The organism is Thalassobacillus sp. CUG 92003, from assembly GCF_013618635.1.
Taxonomy (GTDB): Bacteria; Bacillota; Bacilli; order Bacillales; family Halobacillaceae; genus CUG-92003.
Window position 1 is genome coordinate 68,250 of the sequence record NZ_JABLSJ010000009.1, and the last position, 17,175, is coordinate 85,424.

Sequence of the window (17,175 nt, forward strand, 5' to 3'; positions counted from 1 at the left end):
ATTTAGCAAACTTGGTCTGCGTAACCTTAAGATTATGTTAAGTTTTAATGAATGGCCATCACACGGGCAGGATGAGGGGTAACTCCTTTTCGGGATTATAATGGGATGAAACGTTCATGAATACTAAGTCGTATGAATATTAGATTGAAGATTACTGTTACCACTTATTCCAAAGGTAAATGGATTATTTGATATGTTCTTATCTGAAGCATAGGGAGGGGGAATAGTGGTTTGGCTAATTCTTTTAACACCTTTTATGATCCTTTTAGGGATTGGTATTTTTATCGACCTTAGGAATAAAAGTTTTAAAAAAAAGAATCCTGCTTTAACTGAAAATCAGTCTAGAGCGAAGGAAGATATTGAACGATACAAAAATATGAATCGGCATAATTTGTAACCTTGATTTTAAGTCTTCAATGGTGATTTAGAGAATGACGATCAGTTATTGTGATAATGGAACAGGATAGTGAACACGTTTATACAATGCTGAAGAACAAAAGGATGGCAAGAATGAGGAAGAGAAACTAACTGAGTAATTAAATACGACGAGAATTTACGTAAAACAAAACTTTTTTATTTTTTTAATGAGGTGTCAGTTTGTATAAAAAACGTTTAGGGATTATCTTCACACTGGTGCTTATGTGTGCTTACACAAACAATAGTGGATTAGATACTAGGAGCCTTGAAGTAGAAAATAAGGATATAAACACCACATATAAGCCAGTAAGAAAAGAAATAGCGGAAGAAGCTTTACCATATGAAATGAAGTACCCATCCTATTTCCCTTTTGAGAAAGAAAACACAAAGGTGATTATTACTGGGTGGGAAAACAGTGAGGAAAGAGTGGTAACATCTATCCGCTATCCATCGACAGAAGAAAATACAAAGTGGGAAGAAAGTTCAATTACACAACCAGCCATTCCGAGAGTCGAATATAGTGTCGCAAACTTTGATCGATATTATAGTAAGTACGCGGGAATGAGTGGTTACAACACAATCAAAATAAGTGATGGTCTCACAGGGTTTATTAAAATAAACGAAGCAATCGATGGCGCCGAATTACATTGGTTTGATAAAGAAAAAGAATATAATTTGCAACTCGCATATTTTAGTGAAAACAGCGAGGAATTGAAAGCCGAGTTGATTAAAATCGCTGCTTCAATATAAAAATATTGTAAGGTAGTTAAAGAAAGAGATTGGTTGTTTGAACAAGACAACCACAAACAAAAACGTCTGGACCTTAAACCCAGACGTTTTTGTTAGCTGTTTCTTTTATTAATAAATGGATGTGGTATTTTTACTGATATTTTCTAAATTTTCCTTAAGCGCTGCTAAGAAATTGCCTGCAAGCAGGCCATCTAATACCCTATGATCAAGGGAGAGACAAAGGTTGACCATGTCCCGAGCGGCAAACATACCGTCTTTGATGACCGGTCTTTTGACAATGGATTCCACTTGCAGAATCGCTGCCTGAGGATGATTGATAACTCCCATCGACTGAACAGAACCGAAAGAGCCTGTATTATTAACCGTAAACGTTCCGCCTTCCATATCAGCTGACGTTAACTTATTATTTCTAGCCTTCATGGCAAGCTCGGTAATGTCTTTGGCAATCCCCTTGATGCTTTTCTCGTCGGCATTTTTGATGACGGGAACAAACAATTCATTTCCGCTGGCCACAGCAATATTCAAGTTGATTGCTTGACGTTGAATAATTTTATCGCCTGCCCAGGTACTATTCAGTTCCGGGTACGCTTTAAGTGTTTGGGCAACTGCTTTGACAAAAAATGAAAAGAACGTCAGGCTATACCCTTCATCTGCTTTAAATTTATCCTTCATGGCCTGGCGATAGTCGACTAAGTTCGTAACGTCAACTTCCACCATCATCCAAGCATGCGGTATTTCGGTCGTTGATTTCACCATATTCTGGGCGATTGCTTTCCGGACACCCGTGACTGGGATTTCTTTATCCCCTTTTTCAACTTTGACAGGTGCTGCCGGATTCTCTGAACGTTTTGGCTCTTGTTCCTGCCCCTGTTCCTGTTCTGGTGCTTGTGAAGAGGTCTTAGCTTGAGGAACATGACCGCTTTCGATAATCTTCTCCAGATCTTTCCGCGTTATCCTGCCCTCTCGTCCTGAACCCTCTACTTGATTCAGGTCAATATCATGGTCCTGGGCTAACGTCATGACGGCTGGAGAGTACCGTTTTTTCTTAGGTTTGGACTCCGATGGCTTCGATTGATCTTGGCTATCTGAAGAAGCTGGTTTTTCGGATGGAGTCGTTTCAGTCTTATTTTCAGACTCATCCTCTTTTGAAGCTTCCTCTGCTCCACCGGAACTTTCGCCGCCTTCTATCTCAATGTAGCACATCGACTCACCGACTTGGATCGTATCTCCTTCATCAGCAATGAGTTCTTTGATCACCCCGGTAAAAGAAGAAGGAACTTCAGCATTGACTTTATCAGTCATAACTTCAGCAATGGGGTCGTACTTATTGACTTGATCGCCAGGCGCGACCAGCCATGAACTGATCGTCCCTTCAGTAACACTTTCACCTAACTGAGGCATATTGATTTTTTCTACACCCACAGGAATTCCTCCTTTACATTAAAATTCCGCTAATTCACGCATCGCTTTTTCCACTTTATCTGGATTCATCATAAAGTATTTTTCCATCGTCGGCGCATATGGCATCGAAGGAATATCAGGTCCTGCTAAACGCGTTACAGGGGCATCCAGATCAAATAAGCAATTCTCCGATACGATAGCAGATACTTCACTGATGATGCCGCCTTCTTTATTATCTTCAGAAATCAGCAAGACTTTACCTGTTTTTGAAGCAGCCTCTATAATAGAGGCCTGATCGAGCGGGTACACTGTTCGGAGATCGAGCACATGGGCTTCGATTCCTTCTTCAGCTAGTTTGTCAGCCGCCTGCAGGGCAAAATGGACACATAAGCCATACGTAATTACCGTCAGATCCGAACCTTCACGTTTTACATCCGCTTCTCCGATTGGAAGTGTGTAGTCGTCATCAGGAACCTCCCCTTTAATTAACCGATAAGCTCGCTTATGTTCAAAGAAGAGAACAGGGTCTTCATCCCGAATCGATGCCTTCAACAGACCTTTTACATCGTAAGGGGTTGATGGCATGACGATTTTAAGGCCAGGTTGATTGGCAAATACGGATTCCACAGATTGCGAATGGTACAGGGCGCCGTGCACCCCACCGCCGTAAGGCGCTCTGATGGTAATCGGGCAGCTCCAATCATTATTGGAACGATAGCGAATGCGTGATGCTTCTGAGATAATTTGATTGACTGCAGGCATAATGAAGTCAGCAAATTGCATTTCGGCAACCGGCCGCATGCCGTACATGGCTGCTCCGATTCCGACTCCTGCTATTGCAGATTCCGCAAGCGGGGTATCGAGAACACGCGCTTCGCCGAACTCATCATATAAGCCATCGGTCGCTCGGAACACACCGCCTCGCTTCCCCACGTCTTCCCCGAGAACAAATACTTTTTCATCCCTCTGCATTTCTTCTCTTAAAGCCGTTGTAACTGCTTGAATATATGATTTTACTGGCATATGACTTCCCCTTCCTTACTCGTGGTAGACATAATTTAAAGCTGACTCTGCATCCGCATAAGGCGCGTTCTCGGCATAATCAGTCGCATCATTGACAAGTTTTGTAATCTCCTCATTCATGTCCTTTTCGATCTCGGTCGTCAAAATATTCATTTCACGAAGATAGTTGCCAAATGTTATCACAGCATCTTTCTTTTTGGCTTCTTCTACTTCATCTTTTTGACGATATGTACTATCATCGTCGTCACTTGAATGGGCTGTCAGCCGGTAAGACACGGCTTCGATCAAACTCGGTCCTTCTCCATTCCGTCCGCGGTCAGCCGCTTCTTTAACGGCCTCATAGACGGCTAATGGATCATTACCATCAACTGTGTAACCCGGCATGCCGTAACCTTGAGCACGGTCCGACACGTTTTCACAGGCAATCTGTTTCGATACCGGTATAGAGATGGCGTATTTATTGTTTTCCACAAAAAAGATGACCGGCAATTTGTGAACACCAGCAAAGTTTGCACCTTCGTGGAAATCACCCTGGTTCGAAGACCCTTCTCCAAATGATACAAGGGATACAATATCCTTATTTTCCATTTTGGCAGCAAGGGCGATTCCGACCCCATGTGGGACTTGCGTCGTTACTGGTGATGACCCTGTGACGATCCGATTTTTCTTTTGTCCGAAATGACCAGGCATTTGACGGCCGCCGGAGTTCGGGTCTTCTGCTTTAGCAAACCCAGATAACATTAGTTCTTGTACCGTCATGCCAAACGCGAGCACAATGCCCATGTCTCTGTAATAGGGAAGCGCGTAGTCTTTTTCGCGATCGAGCGCATAGGAAGCACCGATTTGTGCGCCTTCTTGACCCTGGCATGAAATAACAAACGGAATTTTTCCTGCTCGGTTCAATAACCACATTCTTTCATCAATTTTTCTTGCCGTTAACATTGTGCGGTACATGTCCAGCACATCTTCATCTGTTAATCCAAGTCGTTCATGGCGATTCTCAGCCATGTTACTCCCTCCTTTAACTATCCGTGAATTTGATTGCCTTCTACAGCTAGAGCTGCTTCTCCAATGGCTTCAGATAACGTCGGGTGCGGATGGATACTGTGTGCCACTTCCCATGGAGTAGCATCAAGGACTTTGGCTAATCCTGCTTCGGAGATCATATCCGTCACATGAGGGCCAACCATATGAACACCCAATAAATCATGAGTCTCTGCATCTGAGATGACCTTCACAAAACCGTCTGTTTCTCCTTGGACCAGTGCCTTTCCAACCGATTTAAAAGGAAACGTTCCAGTTTTCTGCTCATAGCCTTGCTCTTTAGCTTGTTGTTCCGTCAGACCTACACTCGCGACTTCCGGATTAGAATAAATACATGATGGAACTTCTTCCACATTCATCGGAAGCGGGTCTTTGTTTGCCATATGTTCCACTGCGATGATGCCTTCGTGAGAGGCCACATGGGCCAGTTGCATACCCCCGATAACATCGCCACACGCATAAATATGGCTTTCTTTCGTTTGATAAAATGAATTGGTTTCGATAAAACCGTTTTCCACTTTAATATCTGTATTCTCAAGTCCGATTTGTTTCACATTCGCCGACCGACCGACAGATACCAACATTTTGTCAGCCGTATACGTTTTCGTATCATCCTCTATTTCCACATTGATGGATACCCCATTGTCTTTCGTCAACGTATCGCCTAATACCTTTGCATTCGTCACGATATTGACACCTTTTTGCTTCATCTGTTTGAGCATCTCTTTTGAAATGTCCGCATCTTCTGTCGGTAAGATCTGTGGCAGATATTCGAGAACAGTCACTTCAACGCCAAAATCAGCAAGCATCGACGCCCATTCGATCCCGATGACGCCGCCACCGACAATGATAATGGAAGAAGGCAGTTCGCTCATGTGTAGTGCTTCGTCTGAGGTCATAATGAGATCTTCGTCTACCTCTAGACCAGGCAGTGATTTTGGGCTGGACCCTGTAGCAACTAGCACATTGTTCGGTATGAGGATTTCATTTTCTTCGCCATTGTTCATCTCTACAGAAATAGCGCCGGGCATCGGGGAAAAAATGGAGGGTCCGAGAATCCTTCCAAACCCTTCATATACATCAATTTTCCCTTTTTTCATTAAGCCTATGACACCGTTATGCAACGTGTCCACGATCGACTGCTTCCGTTCTTGTACCTTAGTAAAATTAAGTGTCGGTTCAGCTGCCTCAACGCCATACTGATCTGCCTCTTTTGTCTGGCGATACACTTCTGCACTTCTCAGCAGCGCTTTCGACGGGATACAGCCACGGTGAAGACAGGTGCCGCCTAATTCTTGTTTTTCAACCATGGCGACCTTCAGTCCCAGCTGAGAGGCACGTATCGCTGCTACATATCCTCCCGTGCCTCCACCTAAAATAACCAGATCGTAATCTTGAGCCATTATCTTTTCCCCTTTCTATCACTCCACAAAATTCGGATATTGCTTAGGGATCTCCTGATGACGAAGTACCCGTAACGTTCCCTCATTCAACGCTTCCAACTCATTTTCGCCTGGATATACGAGAACGTCCGAGACCCAATTGATTCGCTCGGAAATCATATGGACAAACGCTTTTCCATAAGCCAGGCCACCTGTTAACGCAATGCCGTCCACGCGTCCTTCAAGCGCCACTGCCATACTGCCTATTTCCTTCGCTACCTGATAGGCCATCGCTTCATAGACATTGGCAGCTTTACGATCTCCGTTTTCAATCATTTGTTCGACTTCCACGGCATCATTGGTATCCAAATAGGCCATCAAACCACCTTGACCGACCAACTTTTTCATAATTTCTTCTCGATAATAGTGGCCCGAAAAACATAACGCGACTAAATCACCAGCCGGCACAGTACCTGCCCGTTCAGGTGAATAAGGGCCATCTCCATGCAAGCCATTATTAACATCGATGACTTTGCCATTCTTATGAGCCCCGACTGTAATCCCTCCGCCCATGTGGGCGATAATTAAGCGGGTATCACAATAATTCATGCCGAGATCGTCAGCCGTTCGGCGGGCAACCGCCTTTTGGTTTAAAGCATGAAAGATACTTTTACGCGGTATTTCAGGCACGCCAGAAAAACGAGCTCGTTCTTCTAATTCGTCAACGACGACAGGGTCTACAATATAAGCGCCTATGTTTAAGCCACTGGCGATTTCATTAGCGATTAATCCGCCTAAATTCGAGGCATGCTCTCCATTAAAACCGGATTTCAAATCCTGCAGCATCGCTTCATTTACTTGATACGTTCCCCCTTCAATGGGACGCAGTAAACCGCCGCGCCCACAGACAGCACTGAGCTTACTTATGTTAATGCCTTCTGAGTCAAGCTCCTCTAAAATGACACTGCGACGAAAGTCATATTGGTCGATAATTCGCTTGAATAGACTAAGTTCCTCACCGCTATGGCGTATCGATTTCTCGAAAACACATATCTCATCGTCAAAGACACCGATTTTCGTGGATGTCGAACCTGGGTTGATCACTAAAATTCTATAAGTAGATTGCACTATCTTTGACCTCCGTTACCGTATGCTTGTGCTATGATCTTCTGCTTAAAATATGGTGGCCATTTTGCAAAAACGTGCTGCGCGACTGGCGCAAACGGTTAATGCGCTCTTCAGCCATTCGATCAGCGGCGGCATAAGTCGGGATTTGATCACGTCTGGATATCTCGAAAACACGTGTAACTTTATCGTAGATTGTTTCGACACGTTTCATAGCCCGCTCTTTATTGTACCCATTCAGTTCATCAGCGACGTTAATGACCCCGCCGGAATTGATCACATAATCCGGCGTGTACACAATGCCCTTCTCATGAAGAATATCGCCATGGTCCGTGTTTTTCAATTGGTTATTCGCCGCACCGGCAATGACTTTAGCCTTCAATACAGGAATGGTTTCATCATTAAGCGTGGCCCCAAGCGCACACGGCGCATAAATGTCACAATCGACGCTATAAATGTCATCAGGGGCTACAGCTTGGGCTCCGAATTCATCTACGGCTTGTTGAACCGCCTCCTGATTGATGTCTGTTACAATCAGTTTGGCGCCTTCTTCATGTAAGTGTCGACAAAGATTGAAAGCCACGTTTCCAATGCCTTGCACCGCTACCGTTTTCCCTTCTAACGAATCCGTCCCAAATCCTTCTTTAGCAGCGGCTTTCATACCGCGGTAAACACCATAGGCTGTTACGGGCGATGGATTGCCGGATGAACCGAACGCTGGTGAAATCCCTGTTACATAATCGGTTTCCTCATGAATAATATCCATATCCTGAACTGTCGTCCCCACATCTTCTGCTGTGATATAACGACCGTTCAACCCCTGGATAAACCGACCGAATGCGCGAAACATTTCTTCATTTTTTTCTTTCTTTGGGTCCCCGATAATAACCGTTTTGCCTCCACCGAGATTTAAACCGGCGGCTGCATTCTTATATGTCATACCTTTCGCCAGTCGAAGTGCATCTTCAATAGCTTCCTCTTCTGTTTTGTAAGTCCACATTCTTGTCCCGCCTAAAGCAGGTCCGAGCGTCGTGTCATGAATAGCGATAATCGCTTTCAACCCTGACTGGGCGTCTTGGCAAAACAATAATTGTTCATAGTCATACTCATTCATATAATTGAAAATTTCCATCTTCAAATCCTCCTAAATTTAATCACTGGATAGTATAGCGAGTGTAAGCGATGTTACTTTGCTTTCGGCCGAATCTGCTCGAGACGTCAACACGATCGGTGCCGCTGCCCCGCTGATGATGCCGGCCACTTTAGCATGAGCAAAATAGACAAACGATTTATAAAGACTATTGGCGACTTCAATCGTCGGAGCAAGCAGGATGTCAGCTTGTCCTGCTACGGAAGAATCAATTCCTTTTTGTTTTGCCGCTTCAAGGCTGATAGCATTATCAAATGCTAACGGTCCGTCTACGTCACACCCTGTGATTTGACCTCGTTTGTTCATTTGTGTCAACAGAGCAGCATCCGTAGAAGCACTCATGGCCGAATTGACGACCTCTACTGCCGACAAAGCTGCTACTTTAGGAGTGTGGTACCCGATGCGTTGGGCAGTACCCACGGCGTTATTGATAATGGCGGCTTTCTCGTCTAAATCAGGGGATATATTCATGGCTGAATCCGTTAAAAATATGAGTCGCTTTTGCTCGGGGATCTCAAATAATGCCACATGAGACAAAACGCCCTGTTTTCTAAGCCCGAACTCTTTATTCAGCACGGCTTGCAAAATAGTCTTTGTCGGAAGATTTCCTTTCATTAACACGTTGGCTTGACTATTGGAGATAGCTTTGACCGCTTCAACAGCTGCATCGTTACGACTAGAGGGGACTATATCCACCCCTGAGCGTGTCAAATCCAGCTTGGCTTCATTGGCAGCACGTTCTATTTCGTCTGATGGCCCCATAAGAAGAAAATGAGCAAGTTGTTTATCCAAAGCCATTTTAACGGCCTTCAATACCCCATTGTCAGCAGCCTGTGCTACAGCGACAACTTTCGTATCATGAAGATTAAGTTGGTCATTAAGCTGACTTAATTTTTGCATCCCATCACCTCTCCCCTGTCTTAAAATCCTTCTGAAAACGCTTTATTCATTTCCTCAAAAAAATGCAAGGCCTTCGTTATGAAAAATCTTGCAAGTTACTTTTATCGAGTTGATATTTCTCTAGTTTGTAGTAAAAATTCCTGACAGATATACCCAGGGCTTTGGCGGTCTTTGTTTTATTGAACCGGTGAGCTTTAAATGCATCGGCAATCAATTCCCGCTCGTAATCTTCCACAGCCTGTTGAAGCGAGTCCCCACGCCATGTAAAGGGTTCATGTTCATTGTGGGCAAACTCATTCAAGCCAAGACTTAAGGGCGGAATGTGTTCGAGGTGGATGGTATCTTCTGTCGTTTCCATATAAATCATGGCCCGCCCGATTATATTTTCCAACTCCCGAACATTGCCTGGCCAATCGTATTGTTTCAATGCCTCGAGGGCTTGGGGCGCGATCCGTTTCACTTTACGACCATAATCTTCATTGAGTTTTTGAATCAGGTGATCGCCAAGCGCGTCTATATCAGCTTTGCGTTCCCGGAGAGGCGAGATATAAATAGGAAGACGGTTGAGCCGGTAATAAAGATCCTCCCGAAAAACCCGTGTCATAATCGCTTTTTCTAAATTGATATTCGTAGCGGTAATCACCCGGACATCAATGGACACAGGTTTGGTGCCTCCGACCCTTACTATTTCATTCTCCTGAAGCACGCGTAGTAATTTTGCTTGCATGGGCAAGGTTAGTTCGCCAATCTCATCAAGGAAAATGCTCCCGTGATTCGCCTCTTCAAAGAAGCCTTTTTTGCCGCCTCGTTTAGCACCATAAAATGCGCCTTCTTCATAGCCAAACAACTCACTCTCAAGCAGCGATTCGGCTATGGCAGCACAATTAACACGAATGAATTTATTATGCCTGCGGTCACTCTCATTATGAATGGCATGGGCAAATAATTCTTTGCCTGTCCCGGATTCCCCACGAAGGAGAACAGTTGCCGGCGTTTTCGCCCCTACTCTTGCTTGTTCTAAAGCTAATGTCATTTCCTCAGTGTGACCAATAATATCGCGGAACGTATATTTAGCCTCAAGGTTACGAATGATCTGTCGCGCGCGTTTCAATTCATTCGTCAGCGCATGGATTTCAGATACATCATGGAGAACACCGACACTGCCCTTCAGTTTGCCATCCACGATAACAGGGGCTACATTCACGAGCACGTCTTTTTTGGCCGGTCCAACTTTCATACGCGTGCCTCTTACGGGTCTTCTCGTTTGAAGCACCTTCATGTGCATGCTTTCCCCTTCAGAAATGTCCACGGTGGCAGGCTGGCCAATTACTTCGCTTTCCTTCAAGCCTGTAATGCGCGTGTAGGCAGGGTTAATCATAAGTCCGTTACCCTTCTCATCCACGACTGAAATAGCCTCATCAGAGGATTGAATAATAGCTTCAAGCATCGTTTTAACTTCTTTTAAATCGGTTATTTCTTCAGCTAAGTCCACGACTTCAGTTATATCTTTAAAGACAGCATAAGCCCCGATAATTTCATCCTGATCATTGATCATCGGAATCCGGGTAGTGATCACTTTCTTTCCGTTATCCAGTTCTAACTTTTGATTAACTTCTTTCCGTTTGTTAACGAGCACTTCCGGAAGGCGTGACGCAGGGATGAATCGCTTGATTCCCTGGTTAAACATTCCAGATTTCGGCTTCCCTAATATGCGTTCTGCACTATCATTCACAAAAGATATTTTGCCGCTGGCATCAATGACAATCATACCGTCATGAATCGTATTCAAGATTAAATTTTGATTTTGCGTTTGGTGTTTGAGCTTTCCGACTAAGTCTTCCTTCTCTTCAAGAAGCTCGGCGGTAATATAAGCGACATCACCGGGTATAATGACAGTTTTAGCAGGGCGTTCCGCTACAATGGCTTGAAACACGTCCTCCCGCCCGGTTGCTTCGATTACAATATCAATGTTGTTATGTATCCATTCCAACCAGTCATCGCCAGTGTGAATGCCTTTTTCCCGGGCAAGGCCAAGACCTTCGGCATGAGGGGAGATGTCCGTTACCGCAACAACCTGCATGCGGTCAGTTTCGTGCAAAAGCTTTAATAAAGCCGTGCCCCCCTTGCCAGCTCCGACAATTAAAACACGTTTCAATGTCATCACATCCTGCAAATATTTGCGCACTTTCATCATATCCAATCCTGCATGATTTAGCAAGTTCTTAATTATTTTCATGAATGGGCAGGTTTGGTATACTGAGTTTGATTGCAAACAAAGGAGCTTCTCATTATGCGTCTAATCGCTTTACTCATTCTTGTCATACCGGGCATTATCGCTGTATTAGGAATTAAATTGATTCGTGATGCCTTGTTCGGAGAATTGCACGATATCTATTTTCATTTGATTATTCAAGGAGTCATTGGTTTAATATTTCTCGTCGGAGGCATTGGATTCATAGGCGGATTTATTCTTCATAGAGATCGAAAACGCCATTTAACAAAAGGACGGTTCGATCAAAGAAAGTAGGGCGAGGACACCCTACTTTCTTTATGCTTTCTGTAATAATTCATCGCAAAGCTGATAAAATACTGACAGGACATATAAAGGAGTTATAGCATGGAGGATCACTTATTAAAATACAAAAATCAATACCCCTTCGATCTGTTAAGTGAAGATGAATATAAAGATATATTCGAACACGCTCAGATCAAAGATTACAATAAGAATGAATTTATCATTCATGAAGATCAGGACGAGGATACCATCGATATTCATTTTCAAGTCTCAGGTCTGGCCAAGAACATCATGCATCGCTCAAACGGCCAACAGCTTTCCGTGCGATTTTATTACCCTGGCGATCTTATCGGCGTCATGATGTTGTTGACGAGCGGAGAAATGAAGTTCTCAGTCCAAGCGTTAGAACCGACGCAAACGTTATGTTTGGATCGCGAGAAATTTTTCACCATGATGACCCATAATAAGAACTTTTCCAAAGTGGTCATTGACGGCATCAGCAACCTGATGAAGAGTCTATATAATGAAATCGTTTATAAAAGTTCGCAGACTGATGAGAACGACGACCTGGAACTCTATAAAAAACGGGCGGAAGCCTACATGGAACCACCTATCTTTATTACGCCGCATGAAACAGTTGAAATAGCTGCGCGTAAGCTGGAAAAAGAAAAAGTGGAAGCGCTTATTGTGAGTGACAATCAGGAAACGATGCAAGGCATGATTAGTTACCCGGAGGTGCTACGCGCTTATTTTGCCAATGATCACCATAATCAAGTCAAAGCTTACATGACAGACGAACCCTATGGCTTATCCGATCAAGAATTTATCTACGATGCACTGAGCTACCTTAAACACCATCCCACCGAACTCATACCAGTTCTGCACAAAGATAAAATCGTTGGTGTTCTCAGACAGTCCTCATTTTTCAACATAAAAAACTCCGTCTATTTCGATTTGACTTATCGCATTTCCCATGCCAAAACAGCGGAAGAACTTAAACAATACTCTCCTCTGTTCAACCAACGCTTCCAATCCTTCGTTGCGAGCTTAATTGATGATCGTATGTATGCTTATGATATTACGGAATTAATGTCGAATTATAATGACCGTATTCATAAGCAGATCGTCCAGATCGCAGAAGATGAAATGATTTCAGAGGGATATGGCTCCCCGCCCATTAATTATTGCTTTATCGTAATGGGAAGTGAAGGCAGAAAAGAACAAGCGTTTGCTACCGACCAGGATAATGGTTTGATCTTATCGGATTATGAACATTTAGCGCATAGAGAGAGCATTGAGTCATACTTCAAATTGTTAGGATACAAAATAAATGACATGCTTGAAACGTGTGGATTTCCTTTATGTAAAGGGGGCATCATGGCAAAAGAGGAAAAATGGCGGCAATCCATGACAGCGTGGCACACGTCGATTAATCGATGGATTGAACGTATGGACGCTGAAGAAATTCGCGATTTTACGATCTTCATGGATTTCCGTCCGATATTCGGGGATTATTCTCTTGCATATGATCTCCGCCATTTTGTCGTCCAGCGCATTCAACGTTCCCTGAACCTCCATCAACTGCTTATGAAAGATACCTTGCGATTCCGTGTGCCCATTCAACCATTTGGCAGGATCACGGCCACCGGCAAAAACCGTTCCTTGGATCTAAAAAAATCAGCAATTATGCAAATCATTAACGCCGTGCGGATATACAGTATAAAATACGGCATTGAGGACATTAACACAGTTAATCGTCTGCGCAGTTTAATGGAACAGGAACGGTTTCATCCAAGAGATGCGGAAAATGCCAAACTGGCTCTACACCGCTTACTCAATTTGCGATTAAAAGCGCATCTCCATCAGCTAGAAAACGGAATGCCTTTATCAAACGAATTGAAGATGAACACGTTAACAAAGGAAGACAAACGCAGTTTAAGGGACGCTTTAAACATAGCCAAACGTCTCCAACAGGTCATTGAATTAAGTTATAACAGAAATCGGGTGGTATAGTGCTGCCCATCGATCTGCAGATATTAAAATATATTTTTTTTGAAAAACCAATTTACCATTACAAAATCAAACCATACCTTAAACGCACAGATTATCAAAATTTGCATGATGAACTCGAGCATTATCAACGACCAGAAACGATGCTTAAGGCCAACCTCAAAGACATTGATTTCACTATCTTTGATTTGGAAACAACTGGGTTCTTGCCTGAGATCGGGCATGAAATCATTTCAATTGGAGCCATTCGAATAAATGCCTTTGATGAAGAGGAGACATTCTATCATGTGGTACGCCCTATCCGTCCAGTGAATAAGCATATTCTGGATCTCACAGGATTAGATACGAATCAGTTAAAGGAAGCGGCATCATTCATAACAGTCTTCCTACAGTTTTTGGAATTCAGTCGCAACTCTGTATTGGTTGCTCATCCAGCGAAATTCGATATGAGATTTGTCAAAGCAATGCTGAAAAGATGGAAACTGCCCGTTTATGATCCCCCATACATTGACTCTCAGGCAATGGCAAAGTGGCTGTTACCAACCATGAATTGTCAACTTGATGAATTGATTAAGCACTTTCACATTCAGCAATTGGATCGCCATCATGCTTTAAACGATGCCTTGATGACAGCGGAGTTGTTTCAACACCTCATAAGCCTGTCTCCCCAACATGAGCCATTTTCCTACCTCGATCTCAAGAAGAAGCTTCGTTAATGCCAGGCCAGTTAGCTTCGAGCCAAACCACAAAATGCCGAACGCAATGTTCGGCATTTTGTGGTTTATTTAATTTGTGTCAACTTCCTTTTATGTAGGTTGGGGGCTATCTGAAAGTCCCCACCATACATAAGGGGAAGCACTCAGTCAACATTTACGATTCAAAAAACGTATGATACAACGAGCGGACGGCATCTTCCATCCCTTCAGCTTTAACACCGAACATCATGGATACTTCAGAAGAGCCCTGGTTAATCATTTCAATGTTTACATTAGCCGCGCTGATTGCATTCGTGGCTTGGCTGGCAATTCCGACTGTACTATTCATGCCTTCACCCACAATCATTATCATGGCTAAATCGCGTTCAATACTCACCATATCGACATCTAATTCCGATTGGATACGCGAAACGACACGCTTTTCTTTCTCCTCGGTCAACTGATGGTCTCTTAAAATGACCGACATGTCATCAATCCCTGAGGGCGTGTGCTCAAACGAAATATCCTCATCTTCAAGGATGTGTAACAGCTTCCGGCCAAACCCTGTTTCACGGTTCATTAAATATTTGCTCACATACAAGTTAAGAAAGCCTTCATCACTGGCGATCCCAACCACATAACCATAGTCATGATGATTTTCAGAAACAATCATCGTACCTTCAGCTTCCGGGTTGTTCGTATTTTTAATACAAACCGGAATCCTGGCTTTGAAGGCAGGGATTAACGCTTCATCATGAAAGACAGAAAAACCGGCATACGATAGTTCCCGCATTTCTTTATAAGTCAAAGACGTTATTTGTTTCGGATTTGCCACAATATTAGGGTTTACACAAAATACAGAATCCACGTCAGTGAAATTCTCATACAAATCCGCTTTTACGCCGGCGGCTACAATGGAACCGGTAATATCAGAACCACCACGAGAAAACGTCACCAGCTTACCCGCTTTGGTATAACCAAAAAAGCCTGGGATGACGAGGATTTCAGATCGGTTACGAAGTTGATACAGGCGTTCAAGGCTATCGTTCAACACAATTGCGCTGCCTGAGTCATCACTAACTAAGATACCGGCATCTTTCGGGTTAACATAGGACGCTTCAACACCTAAATGTTGCAAATATGCACTCAAGACGATTGCTGTGCCATCTTCTCCACATGATTTCAGGGCATCCATGGTCATTTTATCGTCCTGATGATCACTTACTATTTTCTGGATCTTTGCTTCAATCGTTTCTACGAGTTCCAGGGAAAGACCGAGTTCTTCAACCATGGACTGAAAGCGATCAACAATTTTCCGATACAGTTTTTCATCTTCCTCGCCGTTAATAACCGTTTCGGCATATTCAATCAATAAATCAGTTGTTTTTTCATCTCCGGAAAATCGTTTCCCCGGGGCAGACACGACAACAATTTTCCGTTCATCATGTTCAGTAATGATACTGCTTATTTTTTGCAATTGCTCTGCGTCTGCGACAGAGCTGCCTCCGAATTTTACTACATTCATTTGTACAACTCCCTAATAAGAAATATGACTAATAATTTTAAATTGTACCATAACGGACTGGGTATTTTGAATGCTGAAAGCGTTAAGAAGTAAAAATTATATTTAGAAAAACACAACCCACCATTAAAAAGCCTTCTATCCCGTTTAGAATAGAAGGCTTAAACACGTATGAAAGTAAGAAGCTTAGGTAAGAAATCGTGTCATATGAGACGATCCTTTATCAAAAGAAAAATAAGTTCAGCTTCAGATAAGGATGAAGAACTAGCTGGCGCGGTGTTCAAGCCGCAAACGATCAGCTACCATGGCAATGAATTCACTATTAGTCGGTTTAGCTTTGCTGTTGGAAATTGTATAACCGAACAAAGAAGCAATTGCATCGATATTTCCTCGGTTCCACGCCACTTCGATAGCATGGCGAATGGCTCTTTCGACGCGAGACGATGTAGTATCGAATTTCGTTGCGATATCAGGATACAGTACTTTTGTAATTGAACCTAACAATTCGATGTCGTTATAAACCATGGAAATAGCTTCTCGCAAGTAAAGATACCCTTTAATGTGTGCCGGGACACCGACCTCATGGATAATGTGCGTGATGCTGGTATCCAAATCAGGTTTCTTCCCTTGTTTATAGCTGCTACCGATCGCTTTGTTGATTGGGTCGCTCGTGTGCTTGACTTGACGGACCTGATCCAGAAGACTATCCAGATCAAAAGGCTTCATCATGAAATATGACGCCCCCAACTCAACTGCTTTCTTCGTTACATCTTCCTGACCAAAGGCTGTCAACATGATGACACTTGGCTTGTTTTCCTTTTCACTTTCCTTCATCGTCTGCAACACAGCAAGTCCATCTTTGTGAGGCATGATAATATCAAGAATCAGTACATCAGGATCTGTTTCCTCGAGCATATCAAGACATTCTTTCCCATTATAGGCTGTCCCAATAACGTCTACATCCTGAACACCTGAAAAATAATCCTCCAACAATTTCACTAATTCACGGTTATCATCAGCTAAACATACTTTCACTTTCTCCACGTAAGTTCCTCCTTACTTAATTATCCTTCTCTTCCAATTAACGTATTCGACAAGGATTATGAATTCCCTTTTATTCTAACAGAAAAAATTGAATTATTCTCGTTTTTCTTTAAAATACTTTTATTTGCTTCTGTTTTCGATGACATTCAACAAAAAGGTACAATTCCCAAGAATGATTTGTCGAATTTTCTTTACGT

The 17,175-nt window shown here is 43.2% G+C and carries 14 protein-coding genes; 4 read left to right on the forward strand and 10 right to left on the reverse strand.

Annotated features, from left to right (window positions below; genetic code table 11):
- The first annotated feature begins 597 nt into the window (after positions 1 to 597).
- Positions 598 to 1,167, forward strand: a complete 570-nt coding sequence (locus HOP45_RS14125) for a hypothetical protein (protein WP_181350039.1) — start codon at positions 598 to 600, stop codon at positions 1,165 to 1,167.
- Between the two features lie 108 nt (positions 1,168 to 1,275).
- Here the strand turns inward: HOP45_RS14125 and HOP45_RS14130 are convergent, their stop codons facing one another.
- The 8 genes from HOP45_RS14130 to HOP45_RS14165 form a co-directional block, all read right to left on the reverse strand.
- Entirely contained in the window at positions 1,276 to 2,589 is a 1,314-nt protein-coding gene (locus tag HOP45_RS14130) for a dihydrolipoamide acetyltransferase family protein (RefSeq protein ID WP_181350040.1), read from the reverse strand.
- A gap of 18 nt (positions 2,590 to 2,607) precedes the next feature.
- The gene (locus HOP45_RS14135; protein WP_181350041.1) at positions 2,608 to 3,591 is read right to left on the reverse strand and encodes an alpha-ketoacid dehydrogenase subunit beta; all 984 of its coding nucleotides are present in this window, start codon (positions 3,589 to 3,591) and stop codon (positions 2,608 to 2,610) included.
- Between the two features lie 15 nt (positions 3,592 to 3,606).
- A complete protein-coding gene (locus HOP45_RS14140) occupies positions 3,607 to 4,599 on the reverse strand; it encodes a thiamine pyrophosphate-dependent dehydrogenase E1 component subunit alpha (protein ID WP_181350042.1) in 993 nt (330 codons plus the stop codon).
- Between the two features lie 17 nt (positions 4,600 to 4,616).
- Positions 4,617 to 6,038, reverse strand: a complete 1,422-nt coding sequence (gene lpdA, locus HOP45_RS14145) for a dihydrolipoyl dehydrogenase (RefSeq protein ID WP_181350043.1) — start codon at positions 6,036 to 6,038, stop codon at positions 4,617 to 4,619.
- 18 nt (positions 6,039 to 6,056) lie between these two features.
- Positions 6,057 to 7,148, reverse strand: coding sequence for a butyrate kinase (buk, locus tag HOP45_RS14150; RefSeq protein ID WP_181350138.1), 1,092 nt, complete (start codon positions 7,146 to 7,148; stop codon positions 6,057 to 6,059).
- Positions 7,149 to 7,176: 28 nt separating this feature from the next.
- A complete protein-coding gene (bcd, locus tag HOP45_RS14155) occupies positions 7,177 to 8,274 on the reverse strand; it encodes a branched-chain amino acid dehydrogenase (protein WP_181350044.1) in 1,098 nt (365 codons plus the stop codon).
- A gap of 18 nt (positions 8,275 to 8,292) precedes the next feature.
- Positions 8,293 to 9,192, reverse strand: coding sequence for a bifunctional enoyl-CoA hydratase/phosphate acetyltransferase (locus HOP45_RS14160; RefSeq protein WP_181350045.1), 900 nt, complete (start codon positions 9,190 to 9,192; stop codon positions 8,293 to 8,295).
- Positions 9,193 to 9,268: 76 nt separating this feature from the next.
- On the reverse strand, positions 9,269 to 11,347 hold the full coding sequence (locus HOP45_RS14165; RefSeq protein WP_181350139.1) for a sigma-54 interaction domain-containing protein: 2,079 nt from the start codon (positions 11,345 to 11,347) through the stop codon (positions 9,269 to 9,271).
- A 135-nt stretch (positions 11,348 to 11,482) separates the two neighbouring features.
- Between HOP45_RS14165 and HOP45_RS14170 the strand changes: the two genes are divergently transcribed.
- The 3 genes from HOP45_RS14170 to HOP45_RS14180 all read left to right on the forward strand — a co-directional run bounded on the left by HOP45_RS14170 (position 11,483) and on the right by HOP45_RS14180 (position 14,433).
- The gene (locus HOP45_RS14170) at positions 11,483 to 11,719 is read left to right on the forward strand and encodes a DUF2627 family protein (RefSeq protein ID WP_181350046.1); all 237 of its coding nucleotides are present in this window, start codon (positions 11,483 to 11,485) and stop codon (positions 11,717 to 11,719) included.
- Positions 11,720 to 11,809: 90 nt separating this feature from the next.
- Positions 11,810 to 13,720 carry a DUF294 nucleotidyltransferase-like domain-containing protein gene (locus HOP45_RS14175; RefSeq protein WP_181350047.1) on the forward strand — a complete coding sequence of 637 codons (1,911 nt, stop codon included), beginning with the start codon at positions 11,810 to 11,812 and terminating at the stop codon, positions 13,718 to 13,720.
- Entirely contained in the window at positions 13,720 to 14,433 is a 714-nt protein-coding gene (locus HOP45_RS14180) for a 3'-5' exonuclease (protein WP_181350048.1), read from the forward strand. The genes HOP45_RS14175 and HOP45_RS14180 overlap by 1 nt, the downstream gene beginning before the upstream one ends.
- A 154-nt stretch (positions 14,434 to 14,587) precedes the next feature.
- Here the strand turns inward: HOP45_RS14180 and HOP45_RS14185 are convergent, their stop codons facing one another.
- Positions 14,588 to 15,937, reverse strand: a complete 1,350-nt coding sequence (locus tag HOP45_RS14185; protein WP_181350049.1) for an aspartate kinase — start codon at positions 15,935 to 15,937, stop codon at positions 14,588 to 14,590.
- 261 nt (positions 15,938 to 16,198) lie between these two features.
- On the reverse strand, positions 16,199 to 16,978 hold the full coding sequence (gene spo0A, locus HOP45_RS14190; RefSeq protein WP_181350050.1) for a sporulation transcription factor Spo0A: 780 nt from the start codon (positions 16,976 to 16,978) through the stop codon (positions 16,199 to 16,201).
- Positions 16,979 to 17,175 lie beyond the last annotated feature (197 nt).

Excerpts from the sequence above, each read along its gene's own strand:
- HOP45_RS14135 (WP_181350041.1), bottom strand. The coding sequence starts at position 3,591 with ATGCCAGTAAAATCATATATTCAAGCAGTTACAACGGCTTTAAGAGAA.
- HOP45_RS14160 (WP_181350045.1), bottom strand. The coding sequence starts at position 9,192 with ATGCAAAAATTAAGTCAGCTTAATGACCAACTTAATCTTCATGATACG.
- lpdA (WP_181350043.1), bottom strand. The coding sequence starts at position 6,038 with ATGGCTCAAGATTACGATCTGGTTATTTTAGGTGGAGGCACGGGAGGA.
- bcd (WP_181350044.1), bottom strand. The coding sequence starts at position 8,274 with ATGGAAATTTTCAATTATATGAATGAGTATGACTATGAACAATTATTG.
- HOP45_RS14185 (WP_181350049.1), bottom strand. The coding sequence starts at position 15,937 with ATGAATGTAGTAAAATTCGGAGGCAGCTCTGTCGCAGACGCAGAGCAA.
- HOP45_RS14140 (WP_181350042.1), bottom strand. The coding sequence starts at position 4,599 with ATGGCTGAGAATCGCCATGAACGACTTGGATTAACAGATGAAGATGTG.
- HOP45_RS14175 (WP_181350047.1), top strand. The coding sequence starts at position 11,810 with ATGGAGGATCACTTATTAAAATACAAAAATCAATACCCCTTCGATCTG.
- HOP45_RS14170 (WP_181350046.1), top strand. The coding sequence starts at position 11,483 with ATGCGTCTAATCGCTTTACTCATTCTTGTCATACCGGGCATTATCGCT.